Source organism: Paenibacillus jiangxiensis (genome assembly GCF_046098255.1).
Classification (GTDB): domain Bacteria; phylum Bacillota; class Bacilli; order Paenibacillales; family Paenibacillaceae; genus Paenibacillus; species Paenibacillus jiagnxiensis.
Genome location: NZ_JBJURI010000048.1, coordinates 1 through 15,323, shown reverse-complemented (window position 1 = coordinate 15,323; position 15,323 = coordinate 1). Strand labels below are relative to the sequence as shown.

Annotated in this window: 13 protein-coding genes, 1 pseudogene and 1 other annotated feature; of the genes and pseudogenes, 11 read left to right on the top strand and 3 right to left on the bottom strand. The window is 53.7% G+C overall.

What is annotated here, in order from left to right; all coding sequences use genetic code 11:
• Positions 1-33: 33 nt before the first annotated feature.
• Both proB and ACI1P2_RS29535 read right to left on the bottom strand, forming a co-directional pair.
• On the bottom strand, positions 34-1,134 hold the full coding sequence (gene proB, locus ACI1P2_RS29540; protein WP_355326776.1) for a glutamate 5-kinase: 1,101 nt from the start codon (positions 1,132-1,134) through the stop codon (positions 34-36).
• Between the two features lie 64 nt (positions 1,135-1,198).
• Positions 1,199-1,410 (bottom strand) — a binding site (T-box leader).
• 100 nt (positions 1,411-1,510) lie between these two features.
• Positions 1,511-2,719 carry a pyridoxal phosphate-dependent aminotransferase gene (locus ACI1P2_RS29535; RefSeq protein ID WP_355326773.1) on the bottom strand — a complete coding sequence of 403 codons (1,209 nt, stop codon included), beginning with the start codon at positions 2,717-2,719 and terminating at the stop codon, positions 1,511-1,513.
• A 185-nt stretch (positions 2,720-2,904) separates the two neighbouring features.
• Between ACI1P2_RS29535 and ACI1P2_RS29530 the strand changes: the two are divergent.
• From ACI1P2_RS29530 to ACI1P2_RS29520, 3 genes and pseudogenes are all read left to right on the top strand, one after another.
• Positions 2,905-3,714: pseudogene (locus ACI1P2_RS29530) on the top strand (carbon-nitrogen family hydrolase); the annotation flags it as partial.
• A gap of 9 nt (positions 3,715-3,723) precedes the next feature.
• Positions 3,724-4,170, top strand: a complete 447-nt coding sequence (locus ACI1P2_RS29525; protein ID WP_355326829.1) for an acetyltransferase — start codon at positions 3,724-3,726, stop codon at positions 4,168-4,170.
• 141 nt (positions 4,171-4,311) lie between these two features.
• Positions 4,312-4,440 carry a hypothetical protein gene (locus tag ACI1P2_RS29520; protein WP_355326770.1) on the top strand — a complete coding sequence of 43 codons (129 nt, stop codon included), beginning with the start codon at positions 4,312-4,314 and terminating at the stop codon, positions 4,438-4,440.
• 424 nt (positions 4,441-4,864) lie between these two features.
• On the opposite strand, the gene ACI1P2_RS29515 is transcribed toward ACI1P2_RS29520, so the two are convergent.
• On the bottom strand, positions 4,865-5,806 hold the full coding sequence (locus tag ACI1P2_RS29515; protein ID WP_355326767.1) for a LysR family transcriptional regulator: 942 nt from the start codon (positions 5,804-5,806) through the stop codon (positions 4,865-4,867).
• 210 nt (positions 5,807-6,016) lie between these two features.
• On the opposite strand from ACI1P2_RS29515, the gene leuC reads away from it, so the two are divergent.
• The 8 genes from leuC to ACI1P2_RS29475 form a co-directional block, all read left to right on the top strand.
• Positions 6,017-7,438: a 3-isopropylmalate dehydratase large subunit gene (leuC, locus tag ACI1P2_RS29510; protein WP_355326764.1), complete on the top strand. Its 1,422-nt coding sequence runs from the start codon at positions 6,017-6,019 to the stop codon at positions 7,436-7,438.
• Positions 7,439-7,459: 21 nt separating this feature from the next.
• Positions 7,460-8,062 carry a 3-isopropylmalate dehydratase small subunit gene (gene leuD / locus ACI1P2_RS29505; RefSeq protein ID WP_355326761.1) on the top strand — a complete coding sequence of 201 codons (603 nt, stop codon included), beginning with the start codon at positions 7,460-7,462 and terminating at the stop codon, positions 8,060-8,062.
• Positions 8,063-8,362: 300 nt separating this feature from the next.
• Positions 8,363-9,886, top strand: a complete 1,524-nt coding sequence (locus ACI1P2_RS29500) for an N-acetylmuramoyl-L-alanine amidase family protein (protein ID WP_355326758.1) — start codon at positions 8,363-8,365, stop codon at positions 9,884-9,886.
• A 308-nt stretch (positions 9,887-10,194) separates the two neighbouring features.
• Positions 10,195-11,619: an N-acetylmuramoyl-L-alanine amidase family protein gene (locus tag ACI1P2_RS29495; RefSeq protein ID WP_355326756.1), complete on the top strand. Its 1,425-nt coding sequence runs from the start codon at positions 10,195-10,197 to the stop codon at positions 11,617-11,619.
• Positions 11,620-11,649: 30 nt separating this feature from the next.
• The gene (locus ACI1P2_RS29490) at positions 11,650-12,312 is read left to right on the top strand and encodes a GerMN domain-containing protein (RefSeq protein WP_355326753.1); all 663 of its coding nucleotides are present in this window, start codon (positions 11,650-11,652) and stop codon (positions 12,310-12,312) included.
• A gap of 199 nt (positions 12,313-12,511) precedes the next feature.
• Entirely contained in the window at positions 12,512-13,225 is a 714-nt protein-coding gene (nth, locus tag ACI1P2_RS29485; RefSeq protein WP_355326750.1) for an endonuclease III, read from the top strand.
• A gap of 23 nt (positions 13,226-13,248) precedes the next feature.
• Positions 13,249-13,521 (top strand): NAD/NADP transhydrogenase alpha subunit, encoded by a 273-nt coding sequence (locus tag ACI1P2_RS29480; protein ID WP_355326747.1) that lies wholly within the window; start codon positions 13,249-13,251, stop codon positions 13,519-13,521.
• A gap of 166 nt (positions 13,522-13,687) precedes the next feature.
• Positions 13,688-15,323, top strand: a 1,636-nt coding sequence (locus tag ACI1P2_RS29475; RefSeq protein ID WP_355326744.1) for a dynamin family protein, incomplete at its 3' end; no start/stop codon positions are given.

Genomic DNA, 15,323 nt, shown 5'->3' with positions numbered 1-15,323 from the left:
TATAAGTAATATCCGACAAGGCCAACCTTGCCTTCAAAGTGTAATCCACTCATCCCGGTGAATGACCTCAAGCCTGTGAATGGTCCCGATTTTTCCGATGACGTCTCCGCTTGGCAGACCCAAAATCGACCGGAGCTGCTCATCATCATAATTGACGATGCCTCTCCCAAGGATGCGCTTTTCCTGTCCGACGACTTCAACGACATCACCGGCATTGAACGTTCCCTCCACACTGACGACTCCTACAGGCAGAAGACTGTGGCCGTCGTGAAGCAGCGCATTTTCGGCCCCGGCATCGACATGCACGGTTCCGAGAGGGGTGGACATAAAGCCGAGCCACTGCTTTTTCACAGGCAGGGAAGAGAGATGTGTATCAAAATAAGTGCCTCGTCCCGTGCCTTCAACGCTGCGCAGCAGATCTCCGGGCTCCGCTACCCGGCCCACGAATACCGGCACACCGCCGCGTACCGCCACCTTGGCGGCCTCCACCTTGGAGCGCATGCCGCCCGTGCCCACGGACGAGCCGGAGCCGCCGGCAATCTCGTAAATTTCCTCCGTAATTTCTTCAATTCTGTCAAAGCGGACCGCCTGCGGATGCTTGCGCGGATCCGCGGTGTACAGGCCGTCCATATCTGTAATGATGCTCAAGTGAGCGGCTTTGGACAGGTTAGCGACGAGGGCGGACAGCATATCATTATCGCCGAACTTCAGCTCGTCGACCGACACGGTGTCATTTTCGTTGAAAATGGGGATCACCCGCTGCTGCAGCAGCTCCTCCATCGTGCGGCGCGCATTGTTCATCCGCTTGCGGATGAGGAAATCGCTGCGTGTCAGCAGGATCTGGGCTGTTGTAATCCCGTGGCTGCCAAAGGCCTGCTGGTAAGCCTGCATAAGCAGGGCCTGGCCTACTGCGGCGGCGGCCTGCTTCTCATGCAGCTGCTTCGGGCGGAAGCGGTAGCCGATCTCCCTGAAACCTGCCGCAACAGCGCCTGAGGTTACGAGCAGCAGCTCGTGGCCTTCGGCATGCAGGGCTGCCATTTCGGCCGCAAAGAACGAGATCGCATCCCTGTTTAACCCTCCTTCATCTCCGGTCAGCGAGCTGCTGCCGATTTTGACAACAATACGTGAAGACATGGTATGCACTTCCTTCAATGGAATAGAATCAGCTAAAGTTGCAACAAAAAAACTTCCGTCCTTAGCAAAGGACGAAAGTTTTGAGCTTCCGCGGTACCACCTTTATTGATGATTGGCATCATCCGACTTCATTCCTGTAACGTCAGAGGACGTCCTGCGGATGCAGGCCGCTCGGGGGTAGGGTTCGGAGAGGGTAAACGGTAAATTCTCACAGCCTGTCGGAATTTACTCTCTGGTCGCCACCGGTTCTCTTACTGGCCCCGTCATTGCGTTTAATGTTTTGAATTTGCCTGTTTACGAAATCATGCCCGAGTTATCATCAAGAATATCACGGCCGCCGCATTTTGGCAAAAGGATTAACATCCCGTCCTCGCTATCAGCGGAACAGGTTCAAACGGCCGATTCGCTGCGCGGCTTCCACCAGCCGTTCCTCCGTGCTCAGCAGTCCGACACGCACGTAGCCCTCGCCGTGGCTGCCGAAGCCGATGCCGGGAGCGACAGCGACCTTGGCCTCACGCAGGAGCAGCTCCGCGAAGGAAGCGGACGTAAAACCTTCCGGCACCGGCAGCCAGCTGAAGAACGAGCCCTTCGGAGCCTCTGCTTTCCAGCCGATGTCTCCAAGCGCCTGGAAGAAGGCGTTGCGGCGCAATTCATAACGGCCAACCAGCTCTGCGACGCAGTCCTGCGATGACGTTAGAGCCGCGGCGGCAGCTTCCTGAATGCCGCCGAACAGGCTGACATACATATGATCCTGCAGAAGATTGATTTGGGAGATGATATCCGCGTTGCCGAGTGCGAAGCCGACGCGCCAGCCTGCCATGTTATAAGTTTTGGACAAAGTATAAAACTCTATGCCGACCTCTTTGGCGCCTGCAGCTTGCAGAAAGCTGACCGGACGCTCGCCGTCAAAGCCGATCGCCCCGTAAGCGAAATCGCTGGCCACCACAATTTGATGGCGTCTGGCAAACTCCACGGTCTCTTCATAGAAGGAGAGCGGGGCCGTCGCCGAAGTCGGATTGTTCGGATAATTCAGGTACATCAGTTTCGCTTTCGCCCGGTCCGATTCCGGGATACTCTCATAGTCCGGAAGATACCCGTTCCGTTCCAATAGGGGCATGAATGCCATGTCCGCTTTGGCCAGCGCAACGCCAGACCAGTAATCGGGGTAGCCAGGATCAGGAACGAGGCAGAGGTCACCGGGATTCAGCAAAATCTGGGGCAGCTCCACGAGCCCAGTCTTGCCACCGAAGAGGATGGCGACCTCCGTATCCGGGTCAAGCTGCACCCCGTAATCATCGAAGTAGCGCTGCGCGATGGCTTCCTTGAGGAAACGGTAGCCTGTAAATGGTGAATATTTATGATAAAGCGGATTGGCGGCCGCCTGCTGCAGCGCCTTGACGATATGCTCCGGTGTTGGCGTATCCGGGTTGCCCTGGCCGAGATTGATGACATCATGGCCCGCGGCAATCTCCCGATTGACATTCTGAACGAGTGTCGCAAAAAATTGCGTCGGGAGCTGTGTCATCACATCCGCTACAGGTATGGAAAAAGCGGAATGTTTGCTGCTCGAAACCTCATTGTTCATGGAACTGTACACGACCTTTATGTTCAATTTTGATTAAAGATTAATCTATCATTATATAACCGGGTTGTATAGAGGGAATTAAGCATATCCTGTTGCACGCCGGGGCTTGCCGGGATATGATGATACAAATGTTGATATGCAGACAGATGCGGTCACCGGAGCGGCGTCTGCGAAGGGAGAAAACGATGTCTACTGATACAAGCAAATCTGTCAATATTGTTTTGGTACAGGCTGATATCACGCTTGGCGAGCCAGCCGTCAACCGCCGTCATATGGAGCAGCTGATGGAGCAGGCCATGACGGCTGATCACAAACCTGATGTGATCGTACTGCCGGAAATGTGGAATACCGGTTATGCCCTGGAACGGATTCATGAGCTGGCAGATAGGGAAGGAACGGAAACAAGAGAATGGGTATCCGGCTTCGCGCGCAGGCATCAGGTGAATGTGGTGGCAGGCTCGATCGCGGAGAAAAAAGTGGACGGCGGCATCTACAACACAACCTATGTATTTGACAGAAGCGGCAATACGGCTGCTTCATACTCGAAAATTCATCTGTTCCGGCTGATGGATGAGGAGAAATATTTGCAGGCCGGAAGCGAGCCCGTGCTGTTCGAGCTCGACGGCGGCATGAAGGCTGGTGCATCGATTTGCTACGATATCCGCTTTCCCGAGCTTGGACGCAAGCTGGCGCTGGCGGGAGCCGGCATGCTGATCGTGCCTGCGGAATGGCCGCATCCGCGGCTGCATCACTGGCGGACGCTGCTGACGGCAAGAGCCATTGAAAACCAGATGTATGTCATTGCCTGCAATCGGGTGGGCACGGGGGGGACAACGGAATTTTTCGGCCATTCGATGATTATCGACCCATGGGGAGAAGTGATCGCCGAGGGAGGTGAGCAGGAGGAGCTCGTCACCGGGACGATCCATCCGGAGCTGGTCAAGGAAGTACGGGGACGCATTCCGGTATTTGAAGACCGCCGTCCGTCCTTGTACCAATTATACATGGAAAACGAAATTATTCCTTACTCGGCCAAGTATCATGATAAATTAGTAGATATCTGGTACCGGGCGGTTTGCCGGACGCACACTTTTTTGACGGATGAGGACATTCATTTTTATCATGAAATGGTTCGGAATGGGATACTGGAGGAAGTCGAGATTTGGATGGAATTGAACGAGGCTAAAGAGCCGGCAGGTTTTATCGGACTGGATGAATCCAAGATAGAGATGCTGTTCGTTGACCCTGGCTTTCACGGGAAGGGCATTGGCACCCGACTCATCAAGCATGCAGAAAAAATAAAGGGGCCCAATCTTCAGGTTGATGTCAATGAGCAGAACGAAGGAGCATACGCGTTCTACAAACGGTATGGATTTGTCCTGACGGGACGCTCCGAGCTGGACGGTTCCGGACGTCCCTTTCCTCTCCTGCATCTGGAACTGAAAAGTTGAAATTGTCGATGTTCATATGAATCGCTGCTGGATCCAATGATTATACGGCAAAGTTTCAATCGGCAAAGTTTCAATTTATCTGTTTCAGATACAGTTTAAAAGTGTATTATAATAGTATCCCGAACCAGGAGGTGGATTACGATGGACATCCAGAGTGGAAACGTACTGGAACTGAGGGACCGAAGGATCAGGCTTCCGAACACAAGCAGACAAGCTGTGGGCGGGGATTATGAAATGGGCTTTGCGGAGGATATAGGACCGCCGCTCTGATGAAAGGCTGAAATTTCAGCCACACAGCGTTACAGTCAGTCGGTCGACAGCACCTCTCACGAATGATGAATTCTGGGAAAGAAGTGATGAGCGATGGACAAAGTAAATTTGCCGAGCAAGATTAAAGTGACAAGGCGACGCTTATATAAGAGAGCATTGAGGCCCCTTCTGAGAAGGAAGTTTCTTACCGGATAGCCATGTGTCGCAACAGCGAAAACGGTAAGAAAAACGTCTATCGACGTAGATTCGCAGAAGACAGACCGCATTTAGCGGAAGTTTTTCTTGCGATATTAGGATGACGTACTTTCAAAGAGGGAGACCGTGTTAGAAGAGTAAAGCCGTTTGCACATCCGCTTATGCGGGTGCTGCAGACGGCTTTTTCGCTGCCTTCATAAAAGAAATCAGGAGCTGGCTAAACCCCGGGTCAAGAGCCGGAACGGGGCAGTGACAGCCCGATCGACAATTGGCTCACCGTTTCCTTGAAAGTATCGATAAACGCTTCAGCCGCTTTCGAGAGATAACGTCCGTTCCGGTAAGCGATCACCAGGGTGCGGCTTGGAGCCGGGGCGGCGAGCTTCAGGTATACCGGCACGAATTCGCTGCTGGCGGCGCGGGCGATAAAGCGCGGCACGAGGGTGATGCCCATGCCTGTAGCGACAAGGGACTGCACTGTCTCCATATTGGTGCTTTCAAACACAACCCGCGGCTCAAAGCCGGCCTGATGGCATAAATCCATCGTCAGCTTCCGGAAGCCCTGTCCTTTCTTAAGCACGACAAAAGGCTCATCCGCAAGCTCTTCCAGCCTGACCGTCTGCGGCTGCTTCCCATCGGCTCGCTTGGCCAGCGGATGCCCTGGCGGTATGGCGAGGTCGATGATCTCTTCCCCAATCGGGACATAGGACAGGGAGGGCTCGACCAGCGGAAGGGAGAGCAGGCTCAAGTCGGTCTGTCCGTTCGCCGTTTTCTTCTCCAGATTCATGGAGGAGTCCTCAAGCAGCGTAATCTCGATATCGGGGTGCAAATGCTTGAAGGCAGGCAGCACATGCGGCAGCAAGTGGGAGCCGGTGATCGGCATGCTGCCGACGACAACTTTGCCTTTGCGCAGCTGTGAGATGTCATCCATTTCCTGCCGCAGCACCTCCATGGCGTCGACAATTTTCTGTGCTTTTTCCACAAACACCTCGCCGGCATGGGTTAGCTCTACTGCGCTCGTATTGCGCTGAAACAAAAGCACTCCGAGCTCTTTCTCCAGCTTGGAAAGCTGCTGGCTCAGCGAAGGCTGCGCGATATGAAGCTTCTCCGCTGCCCTGGAGAAATTCCGCTCGGAGGCGATCTGAAGCGCGTACTGAAGCTGCCTGAATTCCATAGGAGCAATCATCCTTTTTAAACCTTGATATACTGCTTTCCTTATTATATCTGAATTGAGGCAGTCCGACTACAGAGGTTATAGTCTCAGCCTATCACTCCTATAGATATTATATCTTGGATCAATCAATACGGAGATGATATATTCATGTCAACAAGAGACGGCGCTGCCGCCCGCTCAAAATGTACGTAACCAACAGGGGTGATTAGAATGAGCAAAAAGACAATGTTTGAAAAAATTTGGGATAATCACGTCATTCATCAGGAAGAGGGCAAGCCAAGCATTTTATACATCGATCTGCACCTGGTGCACGAGGTGACCTCGCCGCAGGCTTTTGAAGGGCTGCGCCTGAGCGGCCGCAAGGTGCGCCGTCCGGAGCGCACGTTTGCGACGATGGACCACAATGTGCCGACAAAGGACCGCTTTAACATTACGGACCCGATTTCCAAGCAGCAAATTGACACGCTGACTCAAAACTGCCGTGATTTCGGCGTAACCCTGTATGACCTGAACACGCTCGATCAAGGCGTGGTGCACGTCATGGGACCGGAGCTGGGCCTGACGCATCCGGGTAAAACGATCGTCTGCGGCGACAGCCACACCTCCACGCACGGCGCCTTCGGCGCACTTGCCTTCGGGATCGGAACGAGCGAGGTTGAGCACGTGCTTGCGACTCAGTGTCTGCAGCAAGCCAAGGCCAAAACGATGGAGGTTCGCTTCGTCGGCAAACGCAAGCCTGGCGTTACGGCGAAGGATATGATTCTTGGCGTGATCGCCAAGTACGGTACTGACTTTGCCACAGGTTATGTTATCGAATACACCGGCGAGGCCATTCGCGAGCTGAGCATGGAAGAGCGCATGACGATCTGTAACATGTCCATTGAAGGCGGTGCCCGTGCCGGGATGATCGCTCCGGATGAGACGACGTTCGAATACCTGCGCGGACGCGAGCATGTACCGCAAGGAGCAGCCTTTGATCAAGCAGTGGCAGAGTGGAAGAATCTCGTGACCGATGAAGGCGCGCAGTTCGACACAGTTGCGGAATTTGATATGGATTCTCTCATCCCGCAGGTAACCTGGGGAACGAGCCCTGGTATGGGTACGGACATCACGGCCAAGGTTCCCAACCCTGCCGAGATGACTACGGAAAACGAACGCAAAGCCGCCGAGAAGGCGCTTGAATATATGGGGCTGACACCGGGAACACCGATGACGGATATTGAAATTGACTATGTGTTTATCGGTTCCTGCACGAACGGCCGGATTGAGGACCTGCGCGCCGCGGCCGAGGTAGCCAAGGGTTACAAGGTTTCCGACAAAGTAACGGCCATTGTCGTTCCCGGTTCCGGACGTGTCAAACAGCAGGCGGAGCAGGAAGGCCTCGACGTTATCTTCAAGGAAGCCGGCTTCGAATGGCGCGACGCAGGCTGCAGCATGTGTCTGGCGATGAATCCGGACGTATTGCAGCCGGGACAGCGCTGCGCCTCGACTTCCAACCGCAACTTCGAAGGCCGTCAGGGACGCGGCGGACGCACGCATCTCGTATCACCTGCCATGGCTGTCGCAGCAGCGATCCACGGACGTTTCTATGATGTGCGCGGCTGGGAATTCAAGCAGGAAGTTGTCAGCTAAGACACGGGAGGAGAGAGATTAATGGAAGCATTCAACACTTTAAACGGTATAGTAGCCCCGGTAGACCGGGTCAATGTCGATACAGACGCCATTATTCCTAAACAGTTTCTGAAGCGGATTGAACGCACCGGATTCGGACAATTTCTGTTCTATGAATGGCGTTTTGACGAACAAGGCAACGTAAATCCTGATTTCGAGCCGAACAAGGAACGCTATCAGGGGGCGTCCGTCCTCATTTCCCGCGCCAATTTCGGATGTGGTTCCTCCCGTGAGCACGCGCCGTGGGCCATTATGGATTACGGGTTCAGATGCGTCATTGCTCCGTCGTTCGCCGATATCTTCTATAACAACTGCTTCAAAAACGGAATTCTCCCGATCAAATTGTCGGAGGAGCAGGTCGAGGAACTGTTCCAGCGGACTGCGGCTCATGACGGCTACCGTTTGAATGTGGATCTGGAGAACAAAACGATCACGGACGAATACGGCCTGCATATCGATTTTGATCTGGATGAGCATCGCAGACAGTTCCTGCTGCAGGGTCTGGACGACATCGGGCTGACGCTTCAGCATGAAGATAAAATTGCCCTTTATGAAGAGCAAATCGCCAAGAAAGCATTCGTATAATTGTTTTCGAAGATTCCAGAAAGTACAAACTTCTTGGTATAAGCTTCCTGGAATCGCAAGAAAAACTACCTCTAAGCGCGGTCTGTCTTCAGCGAATTGCGTCGATAGACGTTTTTCTTACAAATATCCGTAGTGCCGCAAGTGCAGGTAGAATCTGCGCTTGCGGTTTTTTTGTCAAAAAAATAAAAAAACGTACATACTTACGCGCAACATTTGGCAGCTTTTGGCGTCTAACAGATTATGAGGATAGCTCCAACTGCAGCGAGGGGATCCAAGAGCATATTAATAAGGAGAATCAGGATGAAAAAATACGGATGGCTGCTTTTTTTGGCATTTTGGTTATGTTTTATCCCTTCTTTTCACAAGGCCGAGGCGGCAGGCGTGAATCTGTTTTTGGACGGTGAGCGGCTGAATGTGTCCGGAGACACGTCGGGAGAAATGGTGAACGGAAAAGTGATGGTTCCGCTGCGCGTCATCGGCGAGGAGTTGGGCTACAAGTTTGAGTGGGAGCCCAAGGAGTACAAAGTAATAGTACATAAGAGCAATGCCGATGTATCCATGTATGTTGGTCGGACAACGGCGTATGTGGGAAATGAGGAAGTGCAGCTGGATTCTCCACCGCTGCTGCGGGGAAGCTCAACACTGGTTCCGCTGCGATTCGTGGGAGAGCAGCTCGGTTTAAGCGTCAAGTGGGATAATGCCGGCAAAGCGGTGTATCTGCAAAAGCTTGCTGCTACTGAGCCGGACAAGAACAATGGCGGCAACACTGATGACACAGACAAGAACAGCAGCAGCAAGACGGATGAACAAGCTACAGGCCGGGACACGGATGCGGAAACGGGCACAGATGCAGTGGAAAATGCGCGCGAGGTAGACGGAATCAGCTTCGAAGATGGCCGTCTCATCGTATCTGCGGACGAGGGGAGCGATCCGAGTGTATTCACTATGACAAATCCGGAGCGGATTGTCGTTGACTTTAAGGATGCGAAATTTGCCGAGGACCTTAAAGATCAATACTCTGAGGGCAGCGATGGCGCCAGAGTGATTGAGGTGAACACCAACGATGATGTGCAGTTTCTCCGTTTTGCACAGTTTAATGATGGTGAATCGGCAGCAAGAATTGTGCTCATGCTGAATGGTGCGAAGGGATACTCTGTGGCTCAGGAGAACGGGGAATATGTCATTACTCTGAACGACTCTCCGGGTACACCTGCGGATCAAGCGGTGAACACACCGGCGGTGCCTTCCAATCCGGCAGTGCCATCCGGTCAGGATGGACGTTGGTTGGTGCTGCTAGATGCCGGTCATGGCGGTAAAGACCCCGGAACGTCCAGTATTACGGGCTGGAAGGAAAAGGAATTCAACCTGGCTGTGGCTTTAAAGGTACAGGAGAGGCTGCAAGGCGACCCGAATATTGAGCTTGTATTGACACGGGATGGGGATACTTATCCGGAGCTGGCGGAGCGTTCGTCAATGGCGAATAGCCTGAATGCAAATGTTTTTGTCTCCATTCATGCCAACAGTGTGACGAAGTCCGCAACCAGTGCACTCGTCAACGGCTCCGAAACCTACTATACCAAGGTTGACAGCAAAGAGTTAGCGACTGTGATGCACAAATATCTGCTGGAAGCGACAGGCTTTAAGGATAACGGCATCAAGGTCAAGAGTCTGCATGTGACCCGTGAGACGAAGATGCCGGCCGTGCTGCTGGAAGCCGGTTATTTGAGCAATGCCGAGAACGAGGCTGCGCTGTATTCGGAAGAGACGCAGAACCGGATCGCGGATGGGATTGTAAGCGGTCTGCGCGAGTACCTTGGCTTATGAGAAGATGAATTAACATAAGAACGGTTATGTCAGCGGAAAAAAACTCTGATATAACCGTTTTTTTGTAATTAAATGCTGGAAAGGAAATGATTCCAATTCACTGAGTCCTAAGGCCTATAAGAGGAAAAAATTATCAGGTACTCGTCGACAACAAGCGCCGTAAAGTACATTAATTTAGTTATCTTGGCATTTATACGCAACTTTTGCCGATGCAAAACGTCTAAAAGGTTGTCCGGCATTGCGTAAGCATGCACAAAGAAGGCTGCGCTGAAGCATGTGGCAAAAATTTTGGAATGGAAGGGTGAAGAATGAAGAAGTTAGGCTTTTTATTGTTTTTATTTGTCTTCATGTGGGCGGCCCCGAATTACGGACACGCAGCGTCGGCCGGTGCGCAAATTGTGTTGGACGGACAGCAGATTAATGTTTCAGGCTCTGCAAAGCCGGAAATCATTAACGGTACGACGATGGTGCCATTTCGGGTCATTTCTGAAAATTTAGGCTACAGCGTAAACTGGAATCAGGAGGCAAAGACCGTTCAGGTATCCAATGCCGGTACGGAGATCCAACTCGCGATCGGCAGCAAATCCGCAACCGTCAATGGAAACCGGGTTGCCTTGAACGCTTCTCCTGTTATACGTTCCGGGAGCGCTTTGGTTCCACTCCGCTTCATCGGTGAGCAGATGGGAGTGGACGTAAGCTGGGACGGTTCAACAAGAACCGTAACACTTATTACCCAGAACAGCGGCTCAGGAAGCGGAGTAAATAATCCTCCCGCTTCAGGGAACGACAGCACGGATGGTACCGTGCCGTCGGAAGGTCTTGCACTGGTGAATGGAATCAGCTTCAGTGATAGTCGTATGCTCATCCCTACAACGGGTACTGTAAAGCCGAACACGTTCACGATGGCAGGACCGGACAGGATTGTCATTGACCTGCCCAATACGGCGTTCTCGGATACGTTTGGAGACAGCCTGACTCTCAGCGCGGAGAAGAGCGGGGAGATGGAAGTGGCGAATAACGATAATGTCTCCAAAATCCGCTATGCGCTGTATCAGGATAATCCTTCCACCGTCCGAATTGTCATCGATCTGAAAAAAGCGATGAGCTACAAGGCGTACAATGAAGGCAATGATCTTGTTATCGTTGATCTGATGGAGAAAGGCGCCGGAACAGCAACTCCGGTCGGAGGCGACGGCAAGAAGGTGGTGGTCATCGATGCAGGGCATGGTGACGGCGATCCCGGCGCTTCCAGCAAAAGCGGGAAAAAAGAGAAGGATTTCAATCTGGCGATGGCATTGAAGGTGGAACAGGTACTTAAGCAAAATCCTGATCTGGATGTTGTCCTGACACGCAGTGATGATACATTCCTTCAGTTGAGCGAAAGGGTCAAGATTGCCCAGAACCTCAATGCCGATGTGTTTGTTTCCATTCATGCCAATTCGGCCGGCTCCTCGACGGCAAGCGGCACGGAAACGTATTATCAGCGCAGCAGCAGCAAAGATCTGGCCAACACGGTTCACAAGCATTTGGTTGCAGCGACCCAGCTCACCAACCGCGGAGTCCGTTACGGCAATTTCCATGTCATCCGTGAAACGACCATGCCGGCGGTTCTGCTGGAGGTGGGGTATTTAAGCAACAGCAATGATGCCGCGGCCTTATTCTCGGAAGACTTCCAGAATCGGGTGGCTCAGGGGATTGCAGACGGTATTGAAGAGTACCTCGGGGTGAATTGACCCCTTTTCACGCGAACAGGAGGCTGAGGGATGAAGAAGATAGCTTGGACCGCTTGTCAGCTCGCGCTGATCATCGCCGTCACGGCAGGCTGTGCAGGCAAGCAGGCTGCACCAGCAGCGCCGGCTGCCGCTCCGCCGGCGGATGAACAGCCTGCGCAAGGGGCTCCCGCAGAGGAAAGCGTCAAAGCTCCTGCAGGAGACAAAGCGGAAGCTCCCGTTGAAAATAAGGAAGCTGAGCCGCCTGCAGAAGCGCAGGAATCGGACGCAACCGAAAAGCCGGCAGATAAAGCCGAAGCTGGCAGCATGAGCATTAACGTGTATTATACGAACTCTGATCAAGCCGAGCTGCTGCAGTCCACACAGGAGATCAGCTACCCGAGCGAGCTACAAAAGTATAAGCTGGCATTTCAGGCCTTGCAGCGGAGCGGCAGCGACGGTCAGGTTCCGCTGTGGTCGGAATCGATAGAGATTCAGCATATTCGGTTTGAAAACGGGGCATTGACTTTGAATATCAGCCTTCCTGATGCTGCACGGCTTGGCGCCGGAGGAGAATCGCTGGCACTGGAGGCGCTGACCAATACGATGTTCCAGTTCCCTGAGGTGGACACGCTCGACGTTCTCGTTGACGGGAAAGCGGTGGAGTCGCTGATGGGCCATATGGATCTGGAGCACCCGATCAAGCGAAATAATTGATCTTTATTGCTCTTTTATGGACATAAGGGGTGCATTCCGGCGCAGATAATGATAAACTAAGAGAGTATTTCAGCCTTAAACTGGCTGGACTACCCAAATAATAGTCGTTTCTTTTTCCGGATGATTATTTAGAGTGATCGTCTTGATGCGGGGCATGCCCCCCCATCAGGACGTTTTTTTGTGTAGGAGGTAGGATTCCGTGAATGCAGCAACCGCGCGCCATATTCTTGATACGATCGGCAATATGTTTCCTGACGCCCATTGTGAGCTGAACCACAGCAACGCATTTGAGCTGACGATTGCTGTACTGCTGTCAGCCCAGTGTACGGATGAAACGGTGAATAAGGTAACAGCCGACCTGTTCCAAAAATACAAGACGCCGGAGGATTATTTGGCTGTTCCGCTGGAGGAGCTGGAACAGGATATCCGGAGGATCGGCCTGTACCGGAACAAAGCGAAGCATATTCAAAATCTGTGCCGCATTCTTATTGAGCAGTACGGCGGCGAGGTGCCGAATTCGCACGACAAGCTTGTGCAGCTGCCGGGAGTAGGCCGGAAAACGGCCAACGTCGTCGTATCGAACGCTTTTGGTGTTCCCGCCATCGCAGTGGACACGCATGTCGAACGGGTGTCCAAGCGCCTTGGCTTGGCGGGCTGGGACGACAGTGTGCTGGAAGTGGAAAAAAAGCTGATGAAACGGGTGCCGCGTGACGAATGGACGATCACCCATCACAGACTGATTTTTTTCGGACGGTATCATTGCAAGGCCCAGAATCCGCAGTGTCAGGTATGCCCGCTGCTCGATGTGTGCCGTGAAGGCAAGAAGCGTATGAAAACGTCCCGAATCAGGAAGGATAAGGAACAGGAAACGTCTGTCAAGCGTCAGGTTGCCAAGAAAAGACTACAAACATAAGAGTAGAAAAGGATGAAAGAAAAATGAAGTGCATTTCGGTCTATACGGATAATTTTGGAGCGTTCTCCGATATTTTCGAAGAGGTGCTCAGCAGCAGCCTCTCCGAGAATGAAGAGCGTGAAATGGAAGGGATCACGGTGAGCCATTCCGGCGACGTTCCCGAGCATTATCTGGAACGCATGTCGCAAAAGCCCGAGGTTGTTGTCATGAAGGACAAACAGCGCGGCATCACCATTTTGCAGCATGGTCAGGTATTTGAAATTTTGCTGCCTGTCCTGGAAGAAGCCGTGAACTGAATCGATCCGTTCCACATTAAGCTGCCTGCCGGTCTTTGGGCCGGGGGCGGCTTTTTTGTGCCTTCAAGATGGTAAGGGAGATGGGGCAGCGGTTCTCAGCGGGAGTGATCAGTGCTACAATGTTTCCATACAGAAGCAATCGAAATGAAGGAGTGGAGCCGGACAGATGGTGAAAACGGTTACCGAAAATTTGGAGAGCAAGTCCGGGTCCATGGAACGGATACGGCAATTTTTGCAAAATGCCCAGGATTCCGCCGGAGCGGCTTCTGCTGCCGATCTGCAGCAGAAAGCGGATGCCGGGGAGCTGACCATTGCGTTTTGCGGTCATTTTTCAGCAGGGAAATCTAGTCTCATCAACAGCCTGTGCGGTAAAAAGGTGCTGCCGTCCAGTCCTGTGCCGACCAGTGCGAATGTCGTTTCCATCCGGTCTGGGGAGCCGCGTGCGTTCATATACCGCAGTGGGCGGTCGGAAGCCCCGCTTAAGGTCAGCCTCTCCGATCTGGCGGAATACTGCGTCAATGGCGGCGAGTATTCCGCTGTGGAGGTATGGGACGACGTGCCTGTCCTGGAGGGCGGTGGTGTGCTTCTGGATACTCCGGGGGTAGACTCGACGGACAGAGGCCATGCGCTGGCTACGGATTCGGCGCTGCATTTGGCGGATGTCGTCTTTTATGTGATGGATTATAACCATGTCCAGTCAGAGAACAACTTGACCTTTGCCAAGAGCTTGTCCGATTGGGGCAAGCCGCTCTATCTGATCGTCAATCAGATCGACAAGCACCGGGAGCGCGAGCTGTCCTTTGCCGATTACCGCAAAGCGGTGGAAGAAAGCTTCAGGGCCTGGGAAGTGCGCTATACAGATATTTTGTTTACATCGCTGACGGACAAGAATCATCCGCTTAACCAGCGGGCTTCGCTGGAGCAGTTGATCCGCTCCCTGATCGGAATGAAAGAGGCGCTGGTCAGCCACAGTTTGCGTTCTTCGTTGCATCATTTGGCGGACAGGCATTTTCAGGCCCGTGAGGCGGAACTGGAGGAGGAGCTTGACCGGCTGTTGGAGGACGCTGGGGGTGCGAATGAGGCACAGCGGCAGCAGGCGGAATACGCGCGGCTGAAGCAGGAGACTGAGCTGCTTGAGAAGCTTCCGGAGGCAGAGCATGACCGGATGCGCCGTGAGCTGGAGCAGCTGATTGAGCAGGTGAATCTGACGCCGGCCGTCCTGCGGGATGCCGCTGCCGAATATTTGGAAAGCCGCAGAAGCGGTTTTAAGGCCGGGCTGTTTTTTGCCGGTGGCCGCACGGAGAAGGAGCGGCAGCGCCGGTTGGAAAGACTGACGTCCATGCTGCAGGAGCAGGCGGACGGGCAGCTGCTGCCCCATGTCAGAAGCCAGCTCCGTACCTTCGGCGAGCACCATCAAATATGGGACAGCTCGTATGAGGAGGAGCTGGGTCAGCTGCATCCAGGGATTACGGAGCAATTTGTGGCGGATACGGTGCAGGAAGCGGCCTTATCGCCTGAATATACGCTGAACTATTGCAGGGATTTGCGCGCTGGTGTGGCGGCGCTGTACCGCAGCGCTGTGCGCGGGCTGACCGAGCAGCTGCTGGAGCAGCTGGCCGCGCGCGCAGCCGAACAGCGCGCCGCGCTGGCGGAGCGCATCGCCGCTGCCGCAGCCCGCGCGCAGGCCGCGCTGCGGGCCGAGGCGCTGCGCACGGCGGCCGCGGACCACGCCGCCGCGCTGCGGGCGCTGCTGCCGCCTGCGGGCGGCCTGCTCGCGCCGCTGCCGCACGCCGCGGCGCCCG

Coding starts and splice junctions, on each gene's coding strand:
- ACI1P2_RS29495 (WP_355326756.1), top strand. CDS start 10,195: ATGAAGAAGTTAGGCTTTTTATTGTTTTTATTTGTCTTCATGTGGGCG.
- leuD (WP_355326761.1), top strand. CDS start 7,460: ATGGAAGCATTCAACACTTTAAACGGTATAGTAGCCCCGGTAGACCGG.
- ACI1P2_RS29480 (WP_355326747.1), top strand. CDS start 13,249: ATGAAGTGCATTTCGGTCTATACGGATAATTTTGGAGCGTTCTCCGAT.
- ACI1P2_RS29535 (WP_355326773.1), bottom strand. CDS start 2,719: ATGAACAATGAGGTTTCGAGCAGCAAACATTCCGCTTTTTCCATACCT.
- ACI1P2_RS29525 (WP_355326829.1), top strand. CDS start 3,724: ATGGAAAACGAAATTATTCCTTACTCGGCCAAGTATCATGATAAATTA.
- ACI1P2_RS29500 (WP_355326758.1), top strand. CDS start 8,363: ATGAAAAAATACGGATGGCTGCTTTTTTTGGCATTTTGGTTATGTTTT.
- ACI1P2_RS29520 (WP_355326770.1), top strand. CDS start 4,312: ATGGACATCCAGAGTGGAAACGTACTGGAACTGAGGGACCGAAGGATC.
- ACI1P2_RS29515 (WP_355326767.1), bottom strand. CDS start 5,806: ATGGAATTCAGGCAGCTTCAGTACGCGCTTCAGATCGCCTCCGAGCGG.
- ACI1P2_RS29490 (WP_355326753.1), top strand. CDS start 11,650: ATGAAGAAGATAGCTTGGACCGCTTGTCAGCTCGCGCTGATCATCGCC.
- proB (WP_355326776.1), bottom strand. CDS start 1,134: ATGTCTTCACGTATTGTTGTCAAAATCGGCAGCAGCTCGCTGACCGGA.
- leuC (WP_355326764.1), top strand. CDS start 6,017: ATGAGCAAAAAGACAATGTTTGAAAAAATTTGGGATAATCACGTCATT.